Origin of the sequence: Pseudomonas sp. NFPP04 (assembly GCF_900113815.1) — a bacterium.
In the GTDB taxonomy this organism is placed as follows: domain Bacteria; phylum Pseudomonadota; class Gammaproteobacteria; order Pseudomonadales; family Pseudomonadaceae; genus Aquipseudomonas; species Aquipseudomonas extremorientalis.
This window is the reverse complement of sequence record NZ_FOQS01000005.1, coordinates 70,147-94,279: the sequence shown is the minus strand read 5'-3', so window position 1 is coordinate 94,279 and position 24,133 is coordinate 70,147. Positions and strand designations below refer to the sequence as shown.

The window sequence follows — 24,133 nt, the reverse complement described above, 5'->3', positions numbered from 1 at the left end:
CCATGGATACCAAGGCCAACGGACCCCATTCCTCCCCTGCGCTGGACCGCATCGATGAAGCCATTATCGAAGTGCTGCGCCATCAGGGGCGCATCACCTACGAAAAGCTCTCGTCGCTGGTACACCTCACGCCCCGTCCCTGCCTGGAACGGGTGCGCAAGCTGGAGCGGCGCGGGGTGATCCGTGGGTATGGGGCGATCATCGATGTGCAGATGGTCTCGCCAGGCTTGTCATTGCTGGTGCTGGTGGCCTTGTCCAACCAAAGCGGGCGCTCGGCGCAAAAGGCCTTCGAAGCCTGTGTGAAGGCCTGCCCGCAGGTGTTCGAATGCCAACTGATCAGCGGACCGTTCGACTACAGCCTGCGCATGCGTTGCCGGGACATGGAGCATTACCGGGTGTTGACAGAGACCTGGCTGAACAATGATGAGTTGCACATCGATAAGTTGGTGGCGCATCCGGAATTGGCAGTGGTCAAGAACACCGCCACCGAGTTGGCCTGAACTTATCTCTCCAAAACACTGCCGATCGAATGTGGGAGGGGGCTTGCCCCCGATAGCAGTGTGTCAGTCTATGCATCTGTGACTGACACTCCCTCATCGGGGGCAAGCCCCCTCCCACATATTCAACCCTGCCCGCTTAAGATTCTCTTGCCAGGCTTGGTGCCAATCAGCCTGGCCTGCCCATCCTTCTGCTTTCCCGTCCTTGCCTCGCTGATCAACCCCGGTATCAACTTGCCCTCCGGCAGGTTCTTCCAGAACCGGCTGGGCAAATGCCCTTCCATCACCTTGGGGTTCAACCGTGCCGGGTTGAAGATGTGGCTGTAATAGGTCAGCCACATCGCGCTATGGGGGTCCTCGACATTCTGCGCCAACTGCCGCCACGCCTCGGGGCACTCACGCTGGTGGATCAACTGCTCGCCATCGTAGTAAACCCCATCCAACGGCGTGGCGATCATCCAGCGATGACGGCCCATGCGCCCGATAAAATGTTGGCTGGCGGATTTCAGGATGTCATGGGCCGGTTCATGCCAGGCCACGTATTCCGGCAGTTCCGGACCCGCTCCCGCCGGCAGCGCGATAAACCGCACAAATGCATGCAGGTGGTGCGCCTCGCGGCTGACCTGCTTGATCCGCCGCTGCAACTCGCTGCCCAGCTTGTCCCCGGCCAGCATCGCGGTGCGGTCGCCATGGCTGACGCGCCACAGCACCTCATACAGCAGGCTCCAGCGTTGGTCGCCGTGGTAGCAGGCAGCCGATTCCAGCAGTTCCAGCAGGGCCTTGGGCACTCGCGTCTGGAAAGGCCCGGGCGCCTCGGGAATCGACTGGTCAGTGGCAAACAGGTCCGCCACCTCCGCCTCGCCCCAGCTCACCTGACTGGGGTCGACCTGATGGCTGAGCAGCCAGCGTGCCTGGTCGCGCCAGGTGGCGAACAGGTTGTCGCATTCCAGGCTGATCACCCCCACAACCCCATCTGCTCGGGTTGCGGGCGGTCGCGCAGTTGCTCGCGCAACAGCACGCTGGTGCTGTCGGCCTGTTGCGGATGGTAGTCGCTGGTGATGAAAAACGGCTTGGCCTTGGCCAGCACGCAGCGCATGCGCGCCAGGTCTTCGAAGCGGATCTTGCGTTCGCGACGCAGGTCCACCAGGCGCTGGGTGGTGCGCAGGCCAATGCCTGGAATGCGTGCGATCAAGGTCGGTTCGGCGCGATTGAGGTCCAGGGGGAACACATCGCGGTTGTCCAGGGCCCAGGCCAACTTGGGGTCGATGTCCAGGGCCAGGTGGCCGGGGCCTTTGAACAGCTCATTGGCGTTGAACCCATAGCTGCGCAACAGGAAATCGGCCTGGTACAAGCGGTGCTCGCGCATCAGCGGCGGCGCGGCCAGGGGCACGCTTTTCGGGCTGTTGGGGATGGGGCTGAACGCCGAGTAATACACGCGACGCAGCTTGAAGTTGCCGTACAACGCCTCGGCACCGTGGAGGATGGTGCTGTCATCGGTGTCGTCGGCGCCGACGATCAGTTGCGTGCTCTGCCCGGCCGGGGCAAAACGCGGTGCACGCGGTTCGTTACGGACCGTCTGCTCGCCAGTGTAGATGGTCTGCATGGCCTGCTTGATCGAGACGATCTTTTTTTCCGGCGCCAGGGTCTGCAGGCTGGCCTCGGTGGGCAGCTCGATGTTCACGCTCAGCCGGTCGGCATAGCGCCCGGCCTCGGCGATCAGCGCCGGGTCCGCGTCGGGAATGGTCTTGAGGTGGATATAGCCGCGAAAGTCGTGTTCTTCGCGCAGCAGCTTGGCCACGCGCACCAACTGCTCCATGGTGTAGTCGGACGAACGGATGATGCCGGAGCTGAGAAACAGCCCGCTGACGCAATTGCGCCGATAGAAATCCAGGGTCAGGGTCACCACTTCCTCCGGGCTGAACCGTGCGCGGGGCACGTCGCTGGAGCGGCGGTTGACGCAGTACTGGCAGTCGTAGAGACAGAAGTTGGTGAGCAGCACCTTGAGCAACGACACGCAACGCCCGTCCGGCGTATAGCTGTGGCAGATGCCCATGCCATCGGTGGAACCCAGCCCCGTCTTGCCCTCGGAACTGCGCTTGGGCGCGCCACTGCTGGCGCAGGACGCGTCGTACTTGGCGGCGTCGGCGAGAATGCTGAGTTTTTCGATCAACTGCATGGAGGGCTACCGATACTGGTTTTTTGTACAGTATCAGGCAGCCCTCCCGGTCACAAGCGCAGTTGGTCAGCTGGCGGTGGCAAGCAACAGGTCCTGCACCGAGCGCCCCTTGCCGCGCCCACGGTCCAGGGCATACAACGACGCCGCAATTTCATCGGCGCGGATCGGCAGCACCGACAGCAAGGTGTCGCTCAAACCGTGGCTGGCCTGGCTGAACCCCTGGATGTAGACGCCGGCGTTGCAACGCTCGTCGGTGACGATGCGGTAGTCGCGCGCCACGTCGAAGTCGCCCAGGTAGTCTTCCAGCGGCGCGAGCAAGGCGCGGTGCGTCTGGCGCTCGTAGCCGGTGGCCAGGATCACCGCGTCGTAATGGTTGAGGCTGGTTTCGCCGTTGGCGTTGTTGCGCAGCGCCAACTCGATGCCCAGCGGGCCCGGCGTGGCCTTCTCGACCACGGTCATGGTGCGGAACGCCTGGCGGGCGATGCCGGAAACTTTCTGGCGGTAGAAAATGCCGTAGATGCGCTCGATCAGGTCCAGGTCCACCACCGAATAGTTGGTGTTCTGGTACTCGGCCACCAGGCGCTCGCGCTCGGCGCCCTCCTGCTGGAACACCAGGTCGGTAAAGGCCGGCGAGAACACTTCGTTGACGAACGGGCTGTCATCGGCCGGCTTGAGCGCCGAGCCGCGCAGGATCATGTCGACCTGCACCGACGGGAAGCTGTCGTTCAGGTCGATAAAGGCTTCGGCCGCACTCTGGCCGCCGCCGATGATGGCGATGCGCATGGCCTTGCCGTCGACACACGGCTGGCTGGCCATGCGCTCCAGGTATTGGGAATGGTGGAACACCCGGCTGTCGCCTTTGAGCGCGTTGAACGCCTCAGGAATACGTGGCGTGCCACCGGCGCTGACCACCACCGAACGAGTGGTGCGCACATGCTGCTCGCCCAGTGCATCGCGGGAGATCACGCGCAGGGCTTCGACCTGCTGCTGGTGCAGGATCGGCTCGATGGCCAGCACCTCCTCGCCGTAGCGCGCCTGGGCCTGGAACTGGCCGGCGACCCAGCGCAGGTAATCGTTGTACTCCATGCGGCACGGGTAGAAGGTGCCCAGGTTGATGAACTCCACCAGGCGGTCGTGGGCTTTCAGGTAATTGACGAAGGAGTACGGACTGGTGGGGTTGCGCAGGGTCACCAGATCCTTGAGGAACGAGATCTGCAGCTCGCTCTGGGTGACCAGGGTATTGCCGTGCCAGCGGTAGTCGGCCTGTTTGTCCAGGAACAGTACGTCCAGTTTGCCCTGGGCCTTTTCGCGCTCCTGCAGGGCGATGGCCAGCGCCAGGTTCGAAGGGCCGAAACCGATACCGATCAGGTCGTGAACCGCGGGCGAAGCAATTGCCTGTGTCATTCCAGTGTCCTCTGGATAAGCCCCTTGGCGGTGGGGCGGGAATACCTTTCAAGGCCTGCACATCAGGCCGTGTGTTGATAGGAAACGAGGACAGTGAAATAAAATTTAACTGATCAGTGATCAGTGCGCTTCCCACTCGCGCATGCGCACCCGGCAGTGCTTCATGGCGTTGACGATGTGTTTTTCCACCAACGCGCGGGAAATGCACAGGCGTTCGGCAATCTGCAGGTGGGTCAGGCCGTCGAGTTTGCGCAGCAGGAAGCTGTCGCGACAGGCCGGCGGCAGCTCGGCCAGGGCGCGTTCGAGCAGTTCCAGGCGCTGGCCGTGGTCGTGGGTGGTGTGCGGCGAACTGCTGGCAAAGCGTTCTTCGGCATCGAGTACGTCCAGCGGTTCGACCTGCCGCAGGGCGTTGCGCCGGTGGCCGTCAATCACCAGGTTAAGCGCGGTGCGGTATAAAAAGGCACGGGGTTGTTCGATGGGGGTGTCGCTGGAACGTTCCAGCACCCGGACATACGCGTCATGCACCACATCCTCGGCCACCTGACGGTTGCCCAGCTTGGCGTTGAGGAAACACACCAGCTCGCGATAGTAGTTTTCCAACATGACTCCCGGCCGCGGGGTGGCGGCATTAGGTCCCCGGGTGCAAAAAAGACAGCGTTCAGGTGATGGCAGTTTGAGTGTGTGCAATTTATAGTAATTCTCATCTACTTTTAAAGCAGACTCGCATCAACGGACGATTTTTTTCTTCAAGGGAGCTGTAACTGCTTATGTAACCGCCTAAATCCCCGCGCAATTCTCTCGTTTACTTGTCAGCTCCCCGCAACTGCGGTCCGAACTTTCCTGGCTGGAAACCCACGCATGAAACGCCCTCGACCCGCCCGACGCGCCTTGCTCGTTATCGCGTGCCTGATCCCCATTATCGCCGTCGCGGCCTGGCAGGTGCTGCCGCCGGGGCGTGACACCCTCACCACCGTCAGCGTCACCCGCGGCAATATCGAAAACAGCGTGACCGCCCTGGGCACCCTGCAACCGCGTCGTTATGTGGACGTGGGCGCCCAGGCATCGGGGCAGATCCGCAAGATCCACGTCGAGGCCGGCGACCAGGTGCAGGAAGGCCAATTGCTGGTGGAGATCGACCCGTCCACGCAGAAGGCCAAGCTCGACGCCAGCCGCTACGCCATCGAAAACCTCAAGGCCCAGTTGCAGGAGCAAAAGGCCCAGCACGAACTGGCGCGCCAGAAATACCAGCGCCAGCAGCGCCTGGTCGCCGGCAACGCCACCCGCGAGGAAGACGTACAAACCGCCAAGGCGGAACTGAGCGCCACCCAGGCCCGGGTCGATATGTTCCAGGCGCAGATCCTGCAAGCCCAGGCCAGCCTGCGCAGTGATGAAGCCGAGTTGGGCTACACGCGGATTTATGCGCCGATGACCGGCACCGTGGTCGCGGTGGACGCACGGGTCGGCCAGACCCTCAACGCGCAGCAGCAGACACCGTTGATCCTGCGGATCGCCAAGCTGTCGCCGATGACCGTCTGGGCGCAAGTCTCGGAAGCTGATATCGGCCACGTCAAACCGGGCATGACCGCCTATTTCACCACCCTGAGCGGCGGCAACCGGCGCTGGACCAGCACCGTGCGGCAGATCCTGCCGATCCCGCCCAAGCCGTTGAACGAAACCCAGGGCAGCGGCAGCCCCAACAGTTCGAATAAAAGCGGCAGCGGCCGCGTGGTGCTGTACACCGTGTTGCTGGATGTGGACAACAGCGACAACGCGTTGATGGCGGAAATGACCGCCCAGGTATTTTTCGTCGCCAGCCAGGCCCAGGATACGCTGACGGCGCCGATCGCTGCGCTACAGGGCACGGCCAACGCCAACCAGCAGATCGCCCGGGTGGTGGGCAAGAATGGCCGTATCGAGCAGCGCCAGGTGCAGGTCGGCATCAGCGACCGCCTGCGCGTGCAGGTACTCGACGGCCTGAACGAAGGTGATCAACTGCTGGTCGGCCCGGCCGATGGCAACGGGGGTTGAGGTGAACACGCCCCTGATCGAACTCAAGGACATCCGCAAGTCCTACGGCGGCGGCGACAGCCCGCAGGTCGACGTGTTGCGCGGCATCGACCTGGCGATCCATGCCGGGGAATTCGTCGCCATCGTCGGTGCCTCCGGCTCCGGCAAGTCCACGTTGATGAACATCCTCGGTTGCCTTGACCGCCCCAGCACCGGCGACTACCTGTTCGCCGGGGAAAACGTCGCGCACCTGGACAGCGACGAACTGGCCTGGCTGCGCCGCGAAGCCTTTGGTTTTGTGTTCCAGGGCTACCACCTGATCCCCTCGGGCACGGCCCAGGAAAACGTCGAGATGCCGGCGATCTACGCCGGTATCAGCGCCGCCGAACGCCATGCCCGCGCCCACGCCCTGCTCATCCGCCTGGGCCTGGCCGAGCGCACCGGCAACCGTCCGCACCAGCTGTCCGGCGGCCAGCAGCAGCGAGTGTCCATCGCCCGTGCGTTGATGAACGGCGGCCATATCATCCTCGCCGACGAACCCACCGGCGCCCTCGACAGCCACAGCGGCGCCGAGGTCATGACCCTGCTGGACGAACTGGCCAGCCAGGGCCACGTAGTGATCCTGATCACCCACGACCGCGAAGTGGCTGCGCGGGCCAACCGCATCATCGAAATTCGCGATGGCTTGATCATCAGTGACTCGGCCAACGACAGCGACACCAGGCCCGTAGCCACCACCGGGGCCCTGCAAGCCGTGGACCTGCGCCAGCGCCTGGCCGACGGCGCCGAGCACAACGGCGCCTGGAAAGCCGAACTGGTGGACGCGGTACAAGCTGCCTGGCGTGTGATGTGGATCAACCGCTTCCGTACCGCGCTGACCCTGCTGGGCATCATCATCGGCGTGGCGTCGGTGGTGGTGATGCTGGCGGTGGGCGAAGGCAGCAAGCGCCAGGTCATGGCGCAGATGGGGGCGTTCGGCTCCAACATCATCTACCTCAGCGGTTCATCGCCGAATCCGCGCACGCCGCTGGGGATCGTGACGCTCGATGACGTGCATGCGCTGGCGGCCCTGCCGCAGGTGCAGCGCATCATGCCGGTCAACGGCAACGAAGCCGGGGTGCGTTTCGGCAATGTCGACTACATGGCTTACGTGGGCGGCAACGACACCAACTTCCCGGAGATTTTCAATTGGCCGGTGGTCGAGGGCAATTATTTCACTGCCGCCGACGAGCGTGCCGCTGCCACCGTGGCGGTAATTGGTCATCGTGTGCGTGAGAAGCTGTTCAAGGGCGAGGTCGACCCCATCGGCCAGTACATCCTGATTGAAAACGTGCCATTCCAGGTGATCGGCGTGCTGGCGGAAAAAGGCGCCAGCTCCGGCAACAAGGACAGCGACGATCGCGTTGCCATCCCTTACACCGCCGCCAGCGTGCGCCTGTTCGGCAGCTACAACCCCGAGTATGTGGTGATCGCCGCGGCGGACGCGCGCAAGGTCCGCGAGGCCGAGGTGGCCATCGACCAGTTGATGCAAAAACTGCACAACGGCAAGCGCGACTATGAGCTGACCAACAACGCCGCGATGATCCAGGCCGAGGCGCGCACGCAGAACACACTGTCGCTGATGCTCGGTTCGATTGCCGCGATTTCCCTGTTGGTAGGCGGCATCGGCGTGATGAACATCATGTTGATGACTGTACGCGAGCGTACCCGTGAAATCGGTATCCGCATGGCCACCGGCGCACGCCAGCGCGACATCCTGCGTCAGTTCCTCACCGAAGCGGTGATGCTTTCGGTGGTCGGCGGCCTGTGCGGCATCGCCCTCGCGCTGTTGGTGGGCGGCGTGCTGGTGCTGGCCAAGGTGGCGGTGCAGTTTTCCCTGGTGGCGGTGTTCGGTGCATTCGGTTGCGCCCTTGTCACCGGCGTCGTATTCGGCTTTATGCCGGCCCGTAAAGCTGCCCGGCTCGATCCGGTCAAGGCGTTGACCAGTGAATAAACGATCCCTTTACCTGCCCGGCCTCTGCGTATTGCTCAGCGCCTGCACCGGCAACCCGCCTGCCATCGACAGCGGCATTGCACCGCCGGCTGCCTGGCAATATACCGAGCGCAGCGCCGCCCAGGCCACCCAGCAGCAATGGTGGACCCAGTTCGGCAGCCCGCAGCTCAATCGCCTGGTCGACCAGGCCCGCCGGGACAGCTTCGACGTGGCCGCCGCCACGGCCCGCGTGCGCCAGGCCCAGGCCAGCGCAGTGATCGCCGGCGCGCCGCTGCTGCCGGAGGTGAAATTCAACCTCGCCACCAGCCGCCAGAAATTGCTGCGCGGCCCGGGTGGCCCGGACCTGGACGCAACACGCAGCGATGATACCGTCGATAACTACAGCGCCAACCTCACCGCCAGTTACGAGGTGGACTTCTGGGGTGGCCGCGCCGCCGCCCGCGACAGCGCCTTACAGAGTCTGCGCGCCAGCGCGTTCGACCAGGCCACGGTGGAACTGACCCTGCTCAGCAGCGTCGCCGACCGCTACGCGCAAACCCTGGCCGCCCGGCAGCGCGAGCAGATTGCCGAGCTGAACCTGGCCAATGCGCGCAATGTGCTCGCGCTGGTGCAGACCCGCTATGACGCCGGCTCCGCCACCGCGTTGGAACTGGCCCAGCAAAAAAGCCTGGTGGCCAGCCAGCAACGCCAATTGCCGCTGATCCAGCAACTGAGCGAAGAATCGCGGATCACCCTGGCCGCCCTGCTCGGCCAGCCGGTACAAGGCCTGGACCTGGGCTCCGAGAGCTTCCAGGCGCTGACCTGGCCAACCATCGGTGCGGGCATGCCCAGCCAACTGCTCAGCCGCCGCCCCGACCTCGCCAAGGCCGAAGCACAACTGGCGGCGGCACAGGCCGACGTCACCGTGGCCCGCGCCGCCATGCTGCCTGCCATCACCCTGGGCGCAACCCTGGGCTCGGATGCCTACAAGGCCCTGGATATCCTGCGCAGCCCCTACTACACGCTGACCGCCGGCCTGGTCGGCCCGATCTTCAACAACGGCCGTTTAAGCGCTGAACGCGACAAGGCCCGCGCCCGCCAGGATGAACTGCTGCAAACCTATCGCGGCGCGATCATCAACGGTTTTGCCGATGTGGAAAAAGCCCTCAGCAGCATCACCCGCCTCGACCAGCAACGCGAATGGCAGCGTGAAGAACTGCAACAGGCGCAGACGGCGTTCCAGATTGCCGAAAGCCGCTACCAGGCCGGCGCCGAAGACCTGCTCACCGTGCTGGAAACCCAGCGCACCCTGTACGCGGCCCAGGACCAGAACGTGCAACTGCGCTTGTCACGCCTACAGGCCAGTATCGCCCTGTACAAAGCACTGGGTGGTGGCTGGCAGACAGAGATCCGATAAACAAAACTCCAATTTCATACAACAGACGTTCTTTCAGCCTACATTCTTCGACCCAAGGTCCTTGGTAAAAAAGCCGCTATCACACGGTTGCCCGGGACCTCTCGATGACTGCTGCAAAACACCTGACGGGCGCCTGCCTTTGGCTGATGGCAAACCTTGCTACAGCCCAGCCGTTGATCCCACCCACTGCCATCGACTGGTTGCTGGACTGTCCCCTGCCCTCCGTTGAACGCCTGGACCCTGCGGTACTGGAACGGACCCAATGCGGCACCGTGAGCGTACCGCGCAATCATGCCGCACCCCGCCAGGGCAGGTTGCGCTTGTACGTAACCCGCGTCGGGGCCCGCGACCCGTTGAACCGTGAAGGGGTGATCATTGCCCAGGCCGGCGACGCGGCCAAGAAGACTCAGGTCGGCACCTTCGTCATCCACCTGGCCAGCCTGTGGGGCTCCCACTCCCACCCAGCCTATCGCCGGCTGGTCGACCGTTATGACGTCATCGAGCTCAGCACCCGCGACCTCAGTACCGACAATGGCATCGAGCAGGCAGCCCAGGACCTGGAGTTCGTACGTACCCAACTCGGGGAAGCTCAATTGCGTTACCTGGGCAATGCCGACAGCGCACGCCTGGGCAATCGCTACGCCACGCTGTTCCCCGAGCGGGTCACGCGCATGGTACTGGTCAACGCGCACGCGAGCGAAATGGCGGCGCCCTTCGTTGAACAACTGCGCCTGAAAGACTCCTCCACACAGGACGCCAGCAGTTGCATCAACCGCTGGGTGGGCGACTTCCTGATCTACGGCAAGCAACCTCCACGCTCCACGCGCTGCCTGGATTCCGCCGAAGGACAGTAACCCCCGTTTGCGACCTGTTGTCCTCAAAAACGACACCCGGCGTTGACGTTGGGGGTCGATCGTTATTAAGTGCTATTTATCCGCATTAATACGATAAATCGAACCCATGCTAAGCCGCCCGCTACGACGCAAACGCCAGAAGCTGTCCGATGTGATTGTCGAGTCGGTCAAGCGCTCAATCGTCACCGACGCCTTGAAGCCCGGCGACCGCCTGCCCACCGAGCGTGAGCTGATGGAAAGCTTCCAGTGCTCCAAGGGCTCTGCCCGCGAAGCACTCAAGGCCCTGGAAGTGGAAGGCCTGGTGAGCACCCGCACCGGCCCCAGCGGTGGCGCCTACCTGAACCAGGCCGGCACCGAACCGGCCAGCCGCGCATTGCGCAACTACCTGCACTTCCAGCACCTGGACGGCGAACAGGTGTACCAACTGCGCAAAGTCATCGAAGTGGAACTGGCGGTATCGGTGCTCGGGCGCCTCAGCGAAGACGACTACCAGGCCCTGCAAGACAACGTGGATTTCTGCAGCGCCCCCGAAGACAGCGAGGCCGGCCAGCGCGAACAACGCCTGGCGGAGCTGGAGTTCCACAACCTGCTGGCCAAGGCCTGCCCCAACCCGCTGCTGAGTTTCATGGCGCAGTTTCTCAACGACCTGCTGCGCGACCTGGTGGTGCTGAAAAAAGCCTACAAGCCCAAGCGCAAGCAGTTCGACGCGGCCAACCTGGATTATCACAAGCAGTTGCTGATCGCCTTTCGTGCCGGGGATGAAAGCGCGGTACGCAGCTTGATGCATGAACACATGTGCGATGCCGAACACCACATGACCGCCCTTGAAGGCCAGGTCAGCCCGCATTTTCTACTGGAGTTCGATCACTCTTAAAGAACACCACAGACCTCATGTGGGAGGGGGCTTGCCCCCGATGACGCCAGCACATTCAACATTAATGTCGACTGACACACCGCTATCGGAGGCAAGCCACCTCCCACATGTGGGCTGCATTTCAACCACACATCGTTTCATCCAATAACAGGCCTGCCCACAGGCCCTTGCTCCACCGTATCGCCATTGCCACTCCTGCCAATAACTAAACCAGGGAGTCACCCCATGCAGCGTCGTACGTTGTTGAAAGCCAGTCTCACCGCCGCAGCCGCCCTCAGCCTCCCGCTGAGCGTGCGCTCGGCATTCGCCGCCGAGCCCTTTACCTTTTACGGCCTCAAGTCCATGTCTGGCGCGTTTGCCAGCTATGGCAAGTTTGCCGACATGGGTTCGCGCCTGGCGGTGGAGCAGTACCCGCAGGTGCTGGGTCGCCCGTTGAACTACAAGGTCATCGACACCGAAGGCAACGCCGGCAAGGCGGTGCGCAAGGTCCAGGAAGCCATCCAGCAGGACGGCGCGCGGTTCTTCCAGGGGTGCACCTTGTCCTCGTCGGCACTGGCGGTGGCCAAGGAAGTCGACAAGGTCGGCGGCGTGTTCATGACCCCGGTGGGCGCCGATGAAGTCACCGGCAAGGACTGCAACAAGGCGACGTTCCGCTGGTCCGTGCCCACCTACGGCGCAATCCGCGAAACCATGGTGCCGCTGATCAAACTGCTGCCCGACGCCAAGCGCTGGTACACCATCACCCCGCAATACGTGTTCGGCGAAGCCCTGCTCGAAGGCGCCAAAAACGTGCTCAAGGAACACGGCCTGGAACACGTCGGCAACAGCTACCACTCGCTGCAGGAACAGGAATTTTCCGGCTACCTGACCAACGCCATCTCGACCAGACCCGACGTGCTGGTGCTGCTCAACTTCGGCAGCCAGTCGTCCAACACCCTGCGCCAGGCGGTCAACTTCGGCATCAAGGAGCGCATGAAAGTGCTGCTGGTGTGGTCCGCCGGACTCGACCAATTCCAGGAACTGGGCAGCGATGTACTCGAGGGCGTGTACCTTGGCGCACAGTACTGGCACCAGGTCGACACCCCGCTCAACCGTGAACTGGTCAAGCTGACCCAGGCCAAGTACGGCATCAACCCCACCTACCCGCTGGCCGCCGACTACATCAGCACCAGGGTCATGCTCGAAACCATCATCGCCACCGGCAGCTTCGACGGGCCGACCGTGGCCAAGGCCATGCAGGGCCTGAGTTTCGAAGGGCCCACCGGCAAGGAATCGATCCGCGCCGGCGACCATCAGGTGATCAAGGACTACTACCTGCTGATCGGCAAGGCCAGCAGCGAGATGGCCGACAAGGACGACCTGGCCAAGGTGCTCAGCGCCGGCCAATCGTTCCCGCCGGTGGACGCCACGGGCTGCACGCTCGGCTGATCCCCTGAATTTTGTAGCGCAGGGCCGCGCAAGCGGCGTCCTGCCGAGGGTTCCTGCATGCTTAATCTTTACCTGTTCCAGATCCTCAACGGCCTTGGGCTGGGGATGATCTACTTCCTCATTGCGGTCGGGCTGACGATCATTTTCGGCCTGCTCAACTTCGTCAACTTCGCCCACGGCGCGTTCTTTCTGCTGGGTGCCTACATCTGCTACACCGCCGTGAGCCTCACCGGCAACTTCTGGCTGGCGTTGCTGATCGCGCCACTGGTGGTGGCTGCACTGGCCTGGGTGATCGAGCGCCTGTTGATCCAGCGGATCTACCACTTGCCGCACATGTTCCAGATCCTGGTGACCCTGGGGATTGCACTGATCATCCAGGAGGCCAGCGTGATGATCTGGGGCCCGGTGGGCAAGAGCGTCGCGGTACCGGAACTGCTGCGCGGCGTGCTGGTGGTGGGTGACTTCGTGTACCCCTACTACCGCCTGTTCCTCATTGTGTTTTCCGGGCTGGTCGGCCTGGGCCTGTGGTTGCTGCTGGAACGCACGCGCTTCGGTGCCCTGGTGCGCGCCGGCAGTGAAAGCACCGAAACCGTGTCGCTGCTGGGCACCAATATTTTCCGCCTGTTCTCCATGACCTTCGCCCTCGGCGTGGCCCTGGCCGGCGTCGCCGGTGTGCTGTTCGCACCGTTGCGCGGCGCGCAGCCCTTTGTCGGCCCGGAGATCCTCGGCGTGGCCTTCGTGGTGGTGGTGATCGGCGGCATGGGCTCGTTCAGCGGTGCGCTGGTTGGCGGTTTGCTGGTGGGCGTGGTGCAAAGCCTGATGACCACACTCTGGCCCCAGGGTGCGAGCCTGATGATCTACGGCGCGATGGCCGTGGTGATTCTGGTCCGTCCCTACGGCCTGTTCGGGAGAGCCTGACATGAGCGAGAAAAATCCCCTGCCGTTTGCCAAGACGCAATCGCGCGCAATGCTGCTGTGGGTGTTGGCGGTATTGATCGGCCTGCCGCTGATCTTGCCGTCGGCGACCCTGGCCACCGAGATCCTGATCTTTGCCATGGCCGCCCTGGCCTGCAACCTGTTGCTGGGCTACACCGGGCTGCTGTCGTTCGGCCAAGGCATCTTCTTCGGGGCCGGCGCGTACTGTGCGGCGCTGCTGATGATCCACCTGCAACTGGGCCTGTTCACCGCGTTGCTCGGCGCCTCCATTGCGGGTGGGTTCCTGGCCTTGCTGGTGGGTGCCCTGGCGATCCGGCGTACCGGTATCTATTTCGTGATGCTGACCCTGGCGTTCAGCCAGATGGCGTATTTTGTCGCCTACACCCTCAGCGACTGGACCGGCGGCGACAACGGCCTGCTCAGCGTGCCGCGCCCGGAAATCCGCCTGGGCGACACCGTGCTGCTGTCCCTGGCCGACGCCCGCGCGTTCTACGGTTTTGTCGCGGTGCTGTTCCTGCTGATCTTCATCGGTGCGCGCCGGGTGATCGCTTCGCCGTTCGGCAGCACGCTGATGGCGATCCGTGAAAACGAAACCCGCGCCTCGGCCATCGGCTACGACACGCGGCACTTCAAGATCCTGGTGTTCGTGCTGTCCGGCGCCGTCACCGGGATTGCCGGGGCGCTGTACGCCATGCTGCTGCACTTTGTGCCGCTGTCGAACATCGACCTGGCGATGTCCGAGAACATCCTGATCATGACCATCGTCGGCGGCACCGGTTCGCTGTTTGGCTCGTTGCTGGGCGCCGGTTCCATCGTGCTGCTCGGGGATTTCCTCTCCGACCTGTGGCCGCGCTGGCTGATGCTGCTGGGGGTGATCCTGATCCTGGTGGTGATCTTCATGCGCGGTGGTTTGTGGGGCGGCCTGGCGTCGCTGTTCGAGAAGGTACGCGGCAGCCGCAAGAACGTGGTTATCGCCAAGGAGGAAGGGCTATGAGCATCCTGCTGGAAACCCAGGACCTGGAACTGGCCTACGGCGCGTTCCACGCAGTGAATGGCGTGAACCTCAAGGTCGAGGCCGGCACCATCCACACCATCATCGGCCCCAACGGTGCCGGCAAGACCAGCCTGTTCCACTGCCTCACCGGCGAGCGCCAGGCCACCGCTGGAGCAATTCATTTCGACGGTAAAAACCTGATGCGCAAGCCCGCCCACGGCCGTGTGGGCCTGGGCATGGCGCGTTCGTTCCAGCTGACCAGCCTGTTCCAGAACCTCAGCGTGCGCGAGAACCTGCGCCTGGCCGCCCAGGGCCGTGACGGCGCACGTGCCCTCAACTTCTGGCGTCGCGTGGACAGCCAGCGCGAACACCTGGAGATGGCCGACCAGGTGCTCGAACGCCTGCAACTCACCGCCCGCGCCGACACCCTGGCCGGCGAGTTGTCCCACGGCCAGCAACGGGTACTGGAGGTGGGCATGTCGATCTGCTCCAAGCCGAAACTGTTGATGCTGGATGAGCCCACCTCGGGCATGGGCATCGACGATATCCCGATCATGACCCAGTTGATCAGCGACCTCGGCCGCGATCACACAGTACTGCTGATCGAACACAACATGAGCATTGTCATGTCCATCAGCCAATGCATCACGGTGATGAGCCACGGCCAGATCCTGGTGGAAGGCACGCCGGAATTCGTGCGCGCCGATGAACGTGTGCGCACTGCATACCTTGGGGAGGCTGCCTGATGCTGATCGTCGAGAATATCCATTCCTACTACGACAAGAGCCATGTGCTGGAAGGCGTATCGCTGACCGTCAACCCCGGCGAACTGGTCACGCTGCTGGGGCGCAATGGCGCCGGCAAGACCACCACCCTGCGCAGCATCCTCGGCATCATCTGCCCGCGCCAGGGCCAGATCCACTTCAACGGCCAGGCGCTGGTCGGGCAGAAGATCTTCGAAATCGCCCGTCAGGGTTTGGCATTGGTCCCGGAGAACCGTGGGATTTTCCGCTTGCTCACCGTCGAGGAAAACCTGCGCATCGCCGCACGCAAGACCAGCCGCTGGCAGCTCGAAGACGTGTACGCCATGTTCCCGCGCCTCAAGGAGCGCCGCAAAAACGCCGGCCACGCGCTGTCCGGCGGCGAGCAACAGATGCTCGCCATCGCCCGTGCGCTGCTCAACGACCCCAAGCTGCTGATCCTCGATGAACCCACCGAAGGCCTGGCCCCGGTGATCGTCGACGAACTGGTGAAAATCCTGCGCAAGGTCAAGGACGATGGCCTGCCGGTGCTGCTGGTGGAACAGAACCTGATGGTCTGCGACAAGCTCGCCGACCGCCATTACGTGCTTGAACAGGGCCGTGTCGTCTACGAAGGCAGCGCCGAAGCCTTCCGCGCCGACCCTACGATCAAAAACCGTTATTTGGCCCTGAGTGCCTGACCGGAGATTGCAGATGAACAGTTTTGCGCAACCGCTCCAGAGCAACGCCCTATTGATCAACCGCGACCGCCTGTGGCAATCGCTGATGGACCTGGCCCGACTCGGCGCCACCGCCAAGGGCGGCGTGTGCCGCCTGGCCCTCACCGACCTCGACCGCCAGGCCCGCGACCTGTTCGTGCAGTGGTGCGAGGCCGCCGGGTGCAGCGTCAGTGTCGACGCCATCGGCAATATCTTTGCCCGCCGCGCCGGGCGCAACCCCGCCCTGCCCCCGGTGATGACCGGCAGCCATATCGACACCCAACCCACTGGCGGCAAGTTCGACGGCTGCTACGGGGTAATGGCCGGGCTGGAAGTGATCCGCACCCTGAATGACCTGGACATCGAAACCCAAGCGCCGATTGAAGTGGTGGTGTGGACCAACGAAGAAGGCTCGCGTTTTCCGCCGTGCATGATGGGCTCCGGGGTGTTTGCCGGTAAGTTCGACTTGCAGGACACCCTCGACAAAGTCGATGACCGGGGCCTGTCGGTGGGCGCCGAATTGCAGCGCATCGGTTACGCCGGTTCCCGCGCCGTGCTCGGCCACCCGGTCGGTGCCTACTTCGAAGCACATATCGAACAAGGCCCGGTACTGGAAGACCAGGCCACTACCATTGGCGTGGTCATGGGGTGCCTGGGGCAGAAGTGGTTCGATCTGACCCTTACCGGCGTCGAGGCCCACGCCGGCCCGACGCCGATGCACCTGCGCAAGGACGCCCTGGTCGGCGCCGCCGAGGTGGTCAGCGCGGTCAACCGCATCGCCCATCAACAGCAGCCCCACGCCTGCGGCACGGTGGGTTGCCTGAGCCTGCACCCTGGCTCGCGCAACGTGATTCCCGGCCAGGTGCACATGACCATCGACCTGCGCCACCTGCACGCGGACAAGCTGCAAGCCATGGTCGATGAAGTGCGCGGCGTGATCGAAGCCACTGCCCAGCGACACGGCCTGACCTTTGAGCTGACGCCCACCGCCGACTTTCCACCGCTGGACTTCGCCCCGGCCTGCGTCAATGCGGTGCGTGACGGCGCCGAAGCCCTGGGCCTGAGCCATATGGACATCGTCAGCGGGGCCGGGCACGACGCGATTTTTGTCGCCGAACTCGGCCCGGCCGGCATGATCTTTGTGCCGTGCGAAGGCGGCATCAGTCATAACGAAATCGAAAACGCCGCGCCGGATGACCTGGCAGCCGGCTGCGCGGTATTGCTGCGCGCCATGGTCAATGCGGCACAGGGGGACGTGGCATGAGCGAGATCGGCCAACTGACAGCGGTGCAACTGCTGCAGCATTTTCGCGACCAGACCTTGTCGCCGGTGGAAGTCACCGAGGACGCTTTACTGCGCATCGAGCGCTACAACCCGGTGGTGAACGCCTATTGCCACGTCGACCCGGAAGGTGCGCTGAACGCCGCACGCGCCTCGGAACAACGCTGGCTCAAGGGCCAACCCTGCGGCCCGTTGGACGGCGTGCCGGCGTCGATCAAGGACCTGACACTGACCATCGGCATGCCGACCCGCAAGGGCTCGCGCACGTCATCCGCCGAAGGGCCGTGGGACGTCGACGCGCCTTTCACGGCCTTCATGCGCAAGGCCGGCGCGGTGCTGCTGGGCAAGACCACCACCCCGGAATTCGGCTGGAAAGGCGTCACCGACAACCCGCTGTACGGCATCACCCGCAACCCCTGGGACACCCGCACCACGGCGGGCGGCTCGTCCGGCGGCGCAGGCGCAGCGGCGGCGTTGAACCTCGGCGTGTTGCACCAGGGCAGCGACGCCGGTGGCTCGATCCGCATTCCCTGTGCGTTTACCGGCACCTTCGGGATCAAGCCGACCTTCGGTTATGTGCCGCAGTGGCCGGCCAGCTCCATGACCATTCTGTCGCACCTGGGGCCGATGACCCGCACGGTGGAAGACAGTGTGCTGATGCTGCAAACCATCGCCCAGCCGGATACGCGCGATGGCTTGATCGGTGCTCCACGCACCACACCATGGCTGACGCCGGGTACGGATTTGAAAGGGTTGCGTGTGGCCTACAGTCCGAACTTCGGTTACGTGAAGGTCGACCCACAAGTGGCCAAGGTGGTCGCGGAGGCGGTGCGAGGCCTGGAACAACTGGGCGCCCATGTCGAGCAGATCGACCCCGGTTTCAGCGACCCGCTGGACGTCTTCAGCACCTTGTGGGCAGCCGGCGCGGCACGCCTGACCGGCGCCATGAGCGAGACACAAAAACAACTGCTGGACCCCGGACTGTCAAGGATTGCACAACGCGGCGAACAGTTGAGCCTGGACGACTTCAGCGCCGCCCTTGAAGCCCGCGCCGCATTGGTGGCGCGCATGGCCGCGTTCCATGAGCATTACGATGTGCTGGTGTCGCCGATGATGCCGATCACCGCATTCGAAGCCGGGCACGACGTACCGCCCGGCTCCGGCTTGCAGGCATGGACGCAGTGGACGCCCTTCACCTACCCCTTCAACCTGACCCAGCAACCGGCGGCATCGGTGCCGTGCGGGCTGGCGGCGAATGGCTTGCCGGTGGGCTTGCATGTGGTGGGCGCGCGGTTTGCCGATGAGCAGGTGTTGAGGGTGTGCCAGGCGTATGCAAAGGCATTTCCGACCAAGCACCTGCAAGCGCCAATCATCAGAACACCGTAGGACCCCATGTGGGAGGGGGTACACGCCGATGGTCCTGGCCTTATCTGGCTAAGGACGAACACTGCAACTGTGGGTACTTTTCGCCAGTTCTACCTGAAGATCTTGGAAGCAAGCCTTCTCCCACCGTTTCGAGCGCATTCCATTACACTGTCCCCCATTCATCCCCGGGGGCTTCATGGACATCGAACTGGCACGCACCTTCCTCGAAATCACCCGCTGCGGCAGCCTCGCCGCAGCGGCCGAGAAACTGCACGTCACCCAGACCGCCATCACCGCACGGGTCAAGAGCCTGGAAAGCCAATTGGGTAGCACGCTGTTCATCCGCAACCGCGCCGGCGCCAGGCTGACCGCCGACGGCGAGGCCTTCGTGGTGTACGCCAACCAGTTGCTGCAAACCTGGGAAGCGGCCAAACGCGACCTGCCATTGCCCGATGGCTATCGCAACGTGCTGCACATCGGCGGCGAGGTCAGCCTGTGCAACCCGTTGATGCTCGGCTGGGCCCAGGCCCTGCGCCAGAACATCCCGGGCCATGCCCTGCGCACCGAAATCCGCGAAGGCGAATACCTGTTGCGCCAACTGGAACTGGGTGTGCTGGACGCCGCGCTGGTGTTCCAGCCGCAGTACTGGCCTGGGTTGCAAGTGGAACAGGTGCTGGAGGAAAAACTGATCCTGGTGCAGCTGGCGAGCAACCCGGCGCCCTACGTGTACATCGATTGGGGACCCGGCTTTCGTCAACAACACGACGCCGCCCTGCCCGACAAGGCCCGCGCCGCGCTGAGTTTCAACCTGGGGCCGCTGGCGTTGCAGTACATCCTGGAAAATGGCGGCGCCGGTTATTTCCGTACCCGCGTGGTGCAGAGCTACCTGGACAGCGGCGTGATGCAACGCGTGCCCAAGGCGCCGGAGTTCAGCTTCCCCACGTACCTGGTGTATTCACGGGCGCGGGATTCGGCGGTGTTGCAACAGGCACTGGCGTTGCTGCGCGAGGTGGTCAAGGCCGAAAGCGACTGGTCGCAGCGCTGGGACCCGCTGATTTGAAGCAACAATATCCGCCGCGCATGCTAGCCTGCGGGTGTTTCCTTTTGCAGCCTTACCGATGAACAAGAAAAAGTCCGTCACCATCAGCGACATCGCCAAACAGGTCGGCATGACCACCATCACGGTGTCCCGGGCGCTGAGCAAACCTGACCTGGTCAAGCCGGCCACCCTGGCGCGCATCCTCGAAGTGGCGCGGGAGCTGGACTATGTGCCCAACGCCTTCGCCCGCGGCCTCAAGCGCAGCGAAAGCCTGATCATCGGCGTGATCACCGCCTCGGTGGACAACCCGTTCTACAGCGAAATGATCAAGGCAATTTCCCGCGAGGCCAAGCAGCACGGCTACACCATCATGCTGGTGGACACCGATGAGCTGGAAGAACTGGAAAGCAAGGCCGTGGACACCCTGTTGGGCTACCGCGTGGCGGGGATCATCCTGTCGCCGGTCTCGGATGAGCCGGGCTACCAGCCCGACTACCTGGAACGCCTGGCCAACGGCAAGACCCCGGTGGTGCTGCTCGACCGCACGATCCACGACAGTCCGTTCAGCCGCGTGGTGCTCGACAACTACCACAGCGGCATCCAGGCCGCGCACTACCTGCTGCGCCAGACGCCCGACCTCAGGCGCCTGCTGGTGCTGACCGGCCCCGAACATTCACGCATCACTGTGGAGCGCCTCAAAGGCCTGCGTGAAGTGCTGGCCGAACACCCGCAGGTGCAGGTCGAAGTGCAGGCCGGCGACTACACGCTGATGCCGTCCTACCTGCACACCCTCGACTACCTGGCCGAACACTCGGCGCCGGACGCGATCATGGGGTTCAACCAGTTGATCACCCTCGGCGCCCTGCGTGCGCTGCGCATGCACAATATCCCCCACGACAGCCTGACCATCTGCGGCATCGACCGCCTGCCCTTCGCCGATATCTTCGGCGTGCCCATCGCCTGCGTGGCCCATGATGCGTCGCTGGCCGGCAGCAGCGCGGTACGCCTGCTGCTTGACCGTCTCGAAGACCCGGGCAAGCCCCGGGACAAGGTGGTCATCGCCGGCCAGTTGGAAAACGGCTAGCGGCTGGTATAGCCGCCGTCGATGGGCAGGCTGACGCCGCTGATCATGCTGGCCGCGCGGCTCAGCAGGAACAGCACCGGCAGGGCCACTTCCGCAGTTTCAGCAAACCGCCCCAAGGGAATTGCCGCCAGCGCCGGGTCGCGCTTGGCCGGCGCGGACCACGCCATGGCTGCCATCGGCGTGAGTGTGACCGTGGGGTTGACGCTGTTGACGCGAATGCCGAAGCGGCCCCACTCGGCGCATTGCACACGGGTGATCGCATCCAGCGCCGCCTTGGAGGCGCAGTAGCCGAGGTGATCGTCCAGCGCCACCAATGACGCCTGGCTGGAGACGTTGACGATGCTGCCGGCGATCTGCGCTTCGATCATTTTTGCCGCCACGCGGCTGGCGACCTGCGCGGCGGCGCGGGCGTTGACCTGCATCACCTGGTCGAACGCCTCGGCGCTGATGGCGGCGGCGGGCTCCAGGCGCGAGATACCCGCGCAGTTGACCAGGCCGTGCAGCGGCGGCAGGTCTTGCAGGGCATTGTCGAGGGCGGCGCTGTCGGCGATGTCCAGGCAGAGGCTATGGCAGCCGAGTTCGGCCAAGGCTTGGGCGTCGCGGCCAAGGGCAAACACATCGGCGCCGCTGGCAATCAGTTGCAAGGCGATTTCACGGCCGATGCCACTGCTGGCGCCGGTGACGAGGATGCGGTGGTGGGTGAAGTCGAAGGCTGCGTTCATTCAATTCTCCTGCAGGCTGTGCATGATCGGTTTCAGGGCCGGATACAGCTTCAGGTATTCGCCGAACGCACGGTCGTACGCCTCGACATTTTCCGCCTTGGGCTCGGCTCGCAACTCCAGCTGTACCCAGCCCTTGTCCATCTCCCCATCGCTCACCAACCCCACCGTATGTGCCGCAAGCAACGCCGCGCCCAACGCCGCCTCAACCTCCTGCACGATGGTGTACACCGGATACCGCGTAACGTCCGCGATGATCTGCATCCACAGGTCCGAATGGCTCGCCCCGCCCACCACGATCAGGCGCGGGTCCAGGGAATGCGCGCCGCGCGTGCCCGCTTCGATGTTGTGCCGCAGGGCAAGACTCACCCCTTCCAGCACTGCGCGGTACAGGTGGATTCTGCTGTGATACAGGTTCAAGCCGACAAAACTGCCACTGGCGCGGTCGTCCCACACCGGGCTGCGCTCACCCATCAGGTAGGGCAGGAACAACAACCCTTCGCTACCCGCCGGGATATGCGTCGCACGCTGTTCCAGCAACGCCAGGCTGTCCTGGCCGCTGGCCTTGGCCTGCTGCTCTTCGGCCTGGCAGAACTGCTCGCGAAACCAGCTCACCGAAGCCCCGGCGGTGATCGCACCGCCAAAGATATACAGGTCGCGGTGGCCGTTGTAGACGTGGGGCATGCTCACCAGGCCATGACGCGCATCCACCTGCTGGTTGAGGTAACCCCAGCACATGCTGGTGCCGATCATTGCCACGTGATTGCCTGGCTGAGTCACTCCCGCCGCCAAGGTTGCCATGGCCGCATCGACGCCTCCGGCCAGGATCGGTGTCACCGCCTGCAGGCCCAGACGCGCAGCCCACCCCTCCAGCAACCCACCGACGACCTCCCCGGAATACACCAGGCGCTCCGGCATCATCGCCGGCGGTATGCCCAATGCATCGAGCATTTCGTCAGACCAGCCACGCGTCTTCACGTCGTAGACGCCACCGATGTTGCCGGCACTGCTGTGGTCCACCGCCAACTCACCGGTGAAGCACCAGTTGATGTAGCTGTTCGGTGGCAGCAGGTAGCGGGTTTTCGCCCACACCTCGGGCTGGTGCTGCTTGAGCCAGAGCATCTTGGTGAAACCGTAGTAGCTGTCCACCGAGTTGCCGCTCACCTCGAACAGGCGCTCCAGGTCCACATGCTCACGCACCCAGGCCACCTGCTCGCCGGCGCGGCGGTCCATCCAGATCAGGCACGGGTGCAGCGGTGTGAGCTGCGCATCCACCGCAATCCCCGAGCCGCCGTACAGGCTGCTGATGCACAGGGCCTTCACGTGATCCTTGGCCACGCCGGCCTTGGCCATGCACTGCGCCACGCACGCCTCGACCGCATCGAGCCAGACCTGCGGCCATTGCTCGGCCCAGCGCACTTTCGGGGTATCCACACGATACCCCTGGCTGTGCTGGGCGATGATCGTGCCATGGGCATCCACCAGCAGCGCCTTGGTACTCTGGGTTCCTATGTCGACCCCCATCACGTAGTTCATGCTCAGACCACCGGCTTCAGCAGCACCTTGATCGATTTGGTCGAGTTGGCCAGCTCGAAGGCTTCGGCCCAATCGTCCAGCGGGAAGTCATGGGTGACGATACCTTTGGAGGTGACCAGGCCGCGCTCGAACAGGTCGATGGCAATGGGGTAGCAATAGGGGCCGAGGTGCGCGCCACGTACGTCCAACTCCTTGCGGTCACCGATGATCGACCAGTCGACGCTGGTCTCGGCGCCAAACACGCTGAACTCGACAAAACGCCCGAGCTTGCGGATCAAATCCAGGCCCTGGGTCACGCCGGCCGGCACGCCGGTGGTTTCGATGTAGACGTCGCAGCCATAGTTGTCGGTGAGGCCGTTGATGATCTCGCGGGCGTTGTCGCGCGACGGGTTGATCACCACATCGGCGCCGAATGTCTTCGCCAGCTCCAGGCGCTCATCGACCATGTCGATCACCACCAGTTTCTTCGGGGTTTTCAGCGCGGCGACTTGGACCATGCACAGGCCGAGGGTGCCGGCGCCGGCGATCACCACCACGTCGTCGAGCTGGATATCGCCACGGTTGACGGTGTGGATCGAACACGCCATCGGTTCCACCAGTGCCGAGTCTTCCAGCGACACCGACTCGGGAATTTTGTGCACGATGGCGGTCTTGGGAATGCGCATGTACTGGGCCATGCCGCCTTCGGCGACTTCGCGCTGGAAGCCGAAGATGTTGTGCACTTCGCACATCCAGTACTTGCCGGATTTGCAGAAGCGGCACTTGCCGCAGGGCACGATCTGCTCGGCGATCACCTTGTCGCCTACCGCGACTTCAAAGTGCTCTTCGGCGCCCTCGCCCGCCTCCACCACATAGCCGAAAAACTCGTGCCCCGGCACCACCGGCGCCTTGACCCACGGGTTGTCGCCACCCCAGAACATCGCCGCGCCAGAGTGGCACTTGCAGTCACTGGCGCAAATGCCACAGGCGGCGATGCGGATCACCAGTTCATTGGCGCGCGCCTGGGGTTTGCCGATGCGTTCCAGGCGATAGTCCTTGGGGCCGTGGCAGACGACGGCTTGCATGTCGGTGTGCTTGTCCATGATGTGGAG

At 63.8% G+C, this 24,133-nt stretch carries 22 protein-coding genes; 15 read left to right on the top strand and 7 right to left on the bottom strand.

Features of this window, described 5'->3' with window-relative positions; genetic code table 11:
* Positions 1-2 precede the first annotated feature (2 nt).
* Positions 3-500, top strand: a complete 498-nt coding sequence (locus tag BM017_RS12535) for an Lrp/AsnC family transcriptional regulator (RefSeq protein WP_016974875.1) — start codon at positions 3-5, stop codon at positions 498-500.
* A gap of 122 nt (positions 501-622) precedes the next feature.
* Here BM017_RS12535 and BM017_RS12530 read toward each other — a convergent pair whose 3' ends face one another.
* The 4 genes from BM017_RS12530 to BM017_RS12515 all read right to left on the bottom strand — a co-directional run bounded on the left by BM017_RS12530 (position 623) and on the right by BM017_RS12515 (position 4,680).
* Complete coding sequence (locus BM017_RS12530; protein WP_092244641.1) at positions 623-1,456, bottom strand: TIGR03915 family putative DNA repair protein; 834 nt, start codon at positions 1,454-1,456, stop codon at positions 623-625.
* On the bottom strand, positions 1,453-2,673 hold the full coding sequence (locus BM017_RS12525) for a putative DNA modification/repair radical SAM protein (protein ID WP_092244638.1): 1,221 nt from the start codon (positions 2,671-2,673) through the stop codon (positions 1,453-1,455). The genes BM017_RS12530 and BM017_RS12525 overlap by 4 nt, the downstream gene beginning before the upstream one ends.
* 66 nt (positions 2,674-2,739) lie before the next feature.
* Positions 2,740-4,077 carry a lysine N(6)-hydroxylase/L-ornithine N(5)-oxygenase family protein gene (locus tag BM017_RS12520; protein ID WP_092244636.1) on the bottom strand — a complete coding sequence of 446 codons (1,338 nt, stop codon included), beginning with the start codon at positions 4,075-4,077 and terminating at the stop codon, positions 2,740-2,742.
* Between the two features lie 120 nt (positions 4,078-4,197).
* Positions 4,198-4,680: a sigma-70 family RNA polymerase sigma factor gene (locus BM017_RS12515; RefSeq protein ID WP_071492100.1), complete on the bottom strand. Its 483-nt coding sequence runs from the start codon at positions 4,678-4,680 to the stop codon at positions 4,198-4,200.
* Positions 4,681-4,935: 255 nt separating this feature from the next.
* Here BM017_RS12515 and BM017_RS12510 point away from each other — a divergent pair, with 255 nt between their 5' ends.
* The 14 genes from BM017_RS12510 (at position 4,936) to BM017_RS12445 (ending at position 20,787) form a co-directional block, all read left to right on the top strand.
* Positions 4,936-6,105 (top strand): efflux RND transporter periplasmic adaptor subunit, encoded by a 1,170-nt coding sequence (locus tag BM017_RS12510; protein WP_092244633.1) that lies wholly within the window; start codon positions 4,936-4,938, stop codon positions 6,103-6,105.
* A complete protein-coding gene (locus BM017_RS12505) occupies positions 6,089-8,077 on the top strand; it encodes a MacB family efflux pump subunit (RefSeq protein ID WP_139216856.1) in 1,989 nt (662 codons plus the stop codon). The genes BM017_RS12510 and BM017_RS12505 overlap by 17 nt, the downstream gene beginning before the upstream one ends.
* Positions 8,070-9,473, top strand: a complete 1,404-nt coding sequence (locus BM017_RS12500) for an efflux transporter outer membrane subunit (protein ID WP_092244630.1) — start codon at positions 8,070-8,072, stop codon at positions 9,471-9,473. The genes BM017_RS12505 and BM017_RS12500 overlap by 8 nt, the downstream gene beginning before the upstream one ends.
* Positions 9,474-9,577: 104 nt before the next feature.
* Entirely contained in the window at positions 9,578-10,327 is a 750-nt protein-coding gene (locus BM017_RS12495; protein ID WP_092244628.1) for an alpha/beta fold hydrolase, read from the top strand.
* 106 nt (positions 10,328-10,433) lie between these two features.
* A complete protein-coding gene (locus BM017_RS12490) occupies positions 10,434-11,201 on the top strand; it encodes a FadR/GntR family transcriptional regulator (RefSeq protein ID WP_015884774.1) in 768 nt (255 codons plus the stop codon).
* Between the two features lie 225 nt (positions 11,202-11,426).
* Entirely contained in the window at positions 11,427-12,629 is a 1,203-nt protein-coding gene (locus BM017_RS12485; RefSeq protein WP_092244625.1) for an ABC transporter substrate-binding protein, read from the top strand.
* Positions 12,630-12,686: 57 nt separating this feature from the next.
* On the top strand, positions 12,687-13,547 hold the full coding sequence (locus tag BM017_RS12480) for a branched-chain amino acid ABC transporter permease (protein WP_015884776.1): 861 nt from the start codon (positions 12,687-12,689) through the stop codon (positions 13,545-13,547).
* A 1-nt stretch (position 13,548) separates the two neighbouring features.
* A complete protein-coding gene (locus BM017_RS12475) occupies positions 13,549-14,559 on the top strand; it encodes a branched-chain amino acid ABC transporter permease (protein ID WP_092244622.1) in 1,011 nt (336 codons plus the stop codon).
* A complete protein-coding gene (locus BM017_RS12470; protein ID WP_092244619.1) occupies positions 14,556-15,305 on the top strand; it encodes an ABC transporter ATP-binding protein in 750 nt (249 codons plus the stop codon). The genes BM017_RS12475 and BM017_RS12470 overlap by 4 nt, the downstream gene beginning before the upstream one ends.
* Positions 15,305-16,000 (top strand): ABC transporter ATP-binding protein, encoded by a 696-nt coding sequence (locus BM017_RS12465; RefSeq protein ID WP_028617000.1) that lies wholly within the window; start codon positions 15,305-15,307, stop codon positions 15,998-16,000. The genes BM017_RS12470 and BM017_RS12465 overlap by 1 nt, the downstream gene beginning before the upstream one ends.
* Before the next feature lie 13 nt (positions 16,001-16,013).
* Complete coding sequence (locus BM017_RS12460) at positions 16,014-17,282, top strand: Zn-dependent hydrolase (RefSeq protein WP_092244616.1); 1,269 nt, start codon at positions 16,014-16,016, stop codon at positions 17,280-17,282.
* Positions 17,279-18,685 (top strand): amidase, encoded by a 1,407-nt coding sequence (locus tag BM017_RS12455; protein ID WP_092244613.1) that lies wholly within the window; start codon positions 17,279-17,281, stop codon positions 18,683-18,685. Before BM017_RS12460 ends, BM017_RS12455 begins: the two co-directional genes overlap by 4 nt.
* 175 nt (positions 18,686-18,860) lie before the next feature.
* On the top strand, positions 18,861-19,724 hold the full coding sequence (locus BM017_RS12450) for a LysR family transcriptional regulator (protein ID WP_092244610.1): 864 nt from the start codon (positions 18,861-18,863) through the stop codon (positions 19,722-19,724).
* 58 nt (positions 19,725-19,782) lie between these two features.
* The gene (locus BM017_RS12445; RefSeq protein ID WP_092244607.1) at positions 19,783-20,787 is read left to right on the top strand and encodes a LacI family DNA-binding transcriptional regulator; all 1,005 of its coding nucleotides are present in this window, start codon (positions 19,783-19,785) and stop codon (positions 20,785-20,787) included.
* On the opposite strand, the gene BM017_RS12440 is transcribed toward BM017_RS12445, so the two are convergent.
* Genes BM017_RS12440 through BM017_RS12430 form a run of 3 tightly spaced genes read right to left on the bottom strand, consistent with a single transcriptional unit; the run spans position 20,784 to position 24,124 of the window.
* The gene (locus tag BM017_RS12440; RefSeq protein WP_071492114.1) at positions 20,784-21,509 is read right to left on the bottom strand and encodes an SDR family oxidoreductase; all 726 of its coding nucleotides are present in this window, start codon (positions 21,507-21,509) and stop codon (positions 20,784-20,786) included. The genes BM017_RS12445 and BM017_RS12440 overlap by 4 nt on opposite strands.
* Positions 21,510-23,042, bottom strand: a complete 1,533-nt coding sequence (locus tag BM017_RS12435; RefSeq protein WP_092244604.1) for an FGGY-family carbohydrate kinase — start codon at positions 23,040-23,042, stop codon at positions 21,510-21,512.
* 2 nt (positions 23,043-23,044) lie between these two features.
* Positions 23,045-24,124, bottom strand: a complete 1,080-nt coding sequence (locus BM017_RS12430; RefSeq protein WP_092244601.1) for an alcohol dehydrogenase catalytic domain-containing protein — start codon at positions 24,122-24,124, stop codon at positions 23,045-23,047.
* Positions 24,125-24,133 lie beyond the last annotated feature (9 nt).

Excerpts from the sequence above, each read along its gene's own strand:
- BM017_RS12495 (WP_092244628.1), top strand. The coding sequence starts at position 9,578 with ATGACTGCTGCAAAACACCTGACGGGCGCCTGCCTTTGGCTGATGGCA.
- BM017_RS12440 (WP_071492114.1), bottom strand. The coding sequence starts at position 21,509 with ATGAACGCAGCCTTCGACTTCACCCACCACCGCATCCTCGTCACCGGC.
- BM017_RS12430 (WP_092244601.1), bottom strand. The coding sequence starts at position 24,124 with ATGGACAAGCACACCGACATGCAAGCCGTCGTCTGCCACGGCCCCAAG.
- BM017_RS12470 (WP_092244619.1), top strand. The coding sequence starts at position 14,556 with ATGAGCATCCTGCTGGAAACCCAGGACCTGGAACTGGCCTACGGCGCG.
- BM017_RS12490 (WP_015884774.1), top strand. The coding sequence starts at position 10,434 with ATGCTAAGCCGCCCGCTACGACGCAAACGCCAGAAGCTGTCCGATGTG.
- BM017_RS12465 (WP_028617000.1), top strand. The coding sequence starts at position 15,305 with ATGCTGATCGTCGAGAATATCCATTCCTACTACGACAAGAGCCATGTG.
- BM017_RS12445 (WP_092244607.1), top strand. The coding sequence starts at position 19,783 with ATGAACAAGAAAAAGTCCGTCACCATCAGCGACATCGCCAAACAGGTC.
- BM017_RS12535 (WP_016974875.1), top strand. The coding sequence starts at position 3 with ATGGATACCAAGGCCAACGGACCCCATTCCTCCCCTGCGCTGGACCGC.
- BM017_RS12480 (WP_015884776.1), top strand. The coding sequence starts at position 12,687 with ATGCTTAATCTTTACCTGTTCCAGATCCTCAACGGCCTTGGGCTGGGG.
- BM017_RS12460 (WP_092244616.1), top strand. The coding sequence starts at position 16,014 with ATGAACAGTTTTGCGCAACCGCTCCAGAGCAACGCCCTATTGATCAAC.
- BM017_RS12510 (WP_092244633.1), top strand. The coding sequence starts at position 4,936 with ATGAAACGCCCTCGACCCGCCCGACGCGCCTTGCTCGTTATCGCGTGC.
- BM017_RS12505 (WP_139216856.1), top strand. The coding sequence starts at position 6,089 with ATGGCAACGGGGGTTGAGGTGAACACGCCCCTGATCGAACTCAAGGAC.
- BM017_RS12485 (WP_092244625.1), top strand. The coding sequence starts at position 11,427 with ATGCAGCGTCGTACGTTGTTGAAAGCCAGTCTCACCGCCGCAGCCGCC.
- BM017_RS12455 (WP_092244613.1), top strand. The coding sequence starts at position 17,279 with ATGAGCGAGATCGGCCAACTGACAGCGGTGCAACTGCTGCAGCATTTT.
- BM017_RS12525 (WP_092244638.1), bottom strand. The coding sequence starts at position 2,673 with ATGCAGTTGATCGAAAAACTCAGCATTCTCGCCGACGCCGCCAAGTAC.
- BM017_RS12515 (WP_071492100.1), bottom strand. The coding sequence starts at position 4,680 with ATGTTGGAAAACTACTATCGCGAGCTGGTGTGTTTCCTCAACGCCAAG.
- BM017_RS12475 (WP_092244622.1), top strand. The coding sequence starts at position 13,549 with ATGAGCGAGAAAAATCCCCTGCCGTTTGCCAAGACGCAATCGCGCGCA.
- BM017_RS12520 (WP_092244636.1), bottom strand. The coding sequence starts at position 4,077 with ATGACACAGGCAATTGCTTCGCCCGCGGTTCACGACCTGATCGGTATC.
- BM017_RS12435 (WP_092244604.1), bottom strand. The coding sequence starts at position 23,042 with ATGAACTACGTGATGGGGGTCGACATAGGAACCCAGAGTACCAAGGCG.
- BM017_RS12450 (WP_092244610.1), top strand. The coding sequence starts at position 18,861 with ATGGACATCGAACTGGCACGCACCTTCCTCGAAATCACCCGCTGCGGC.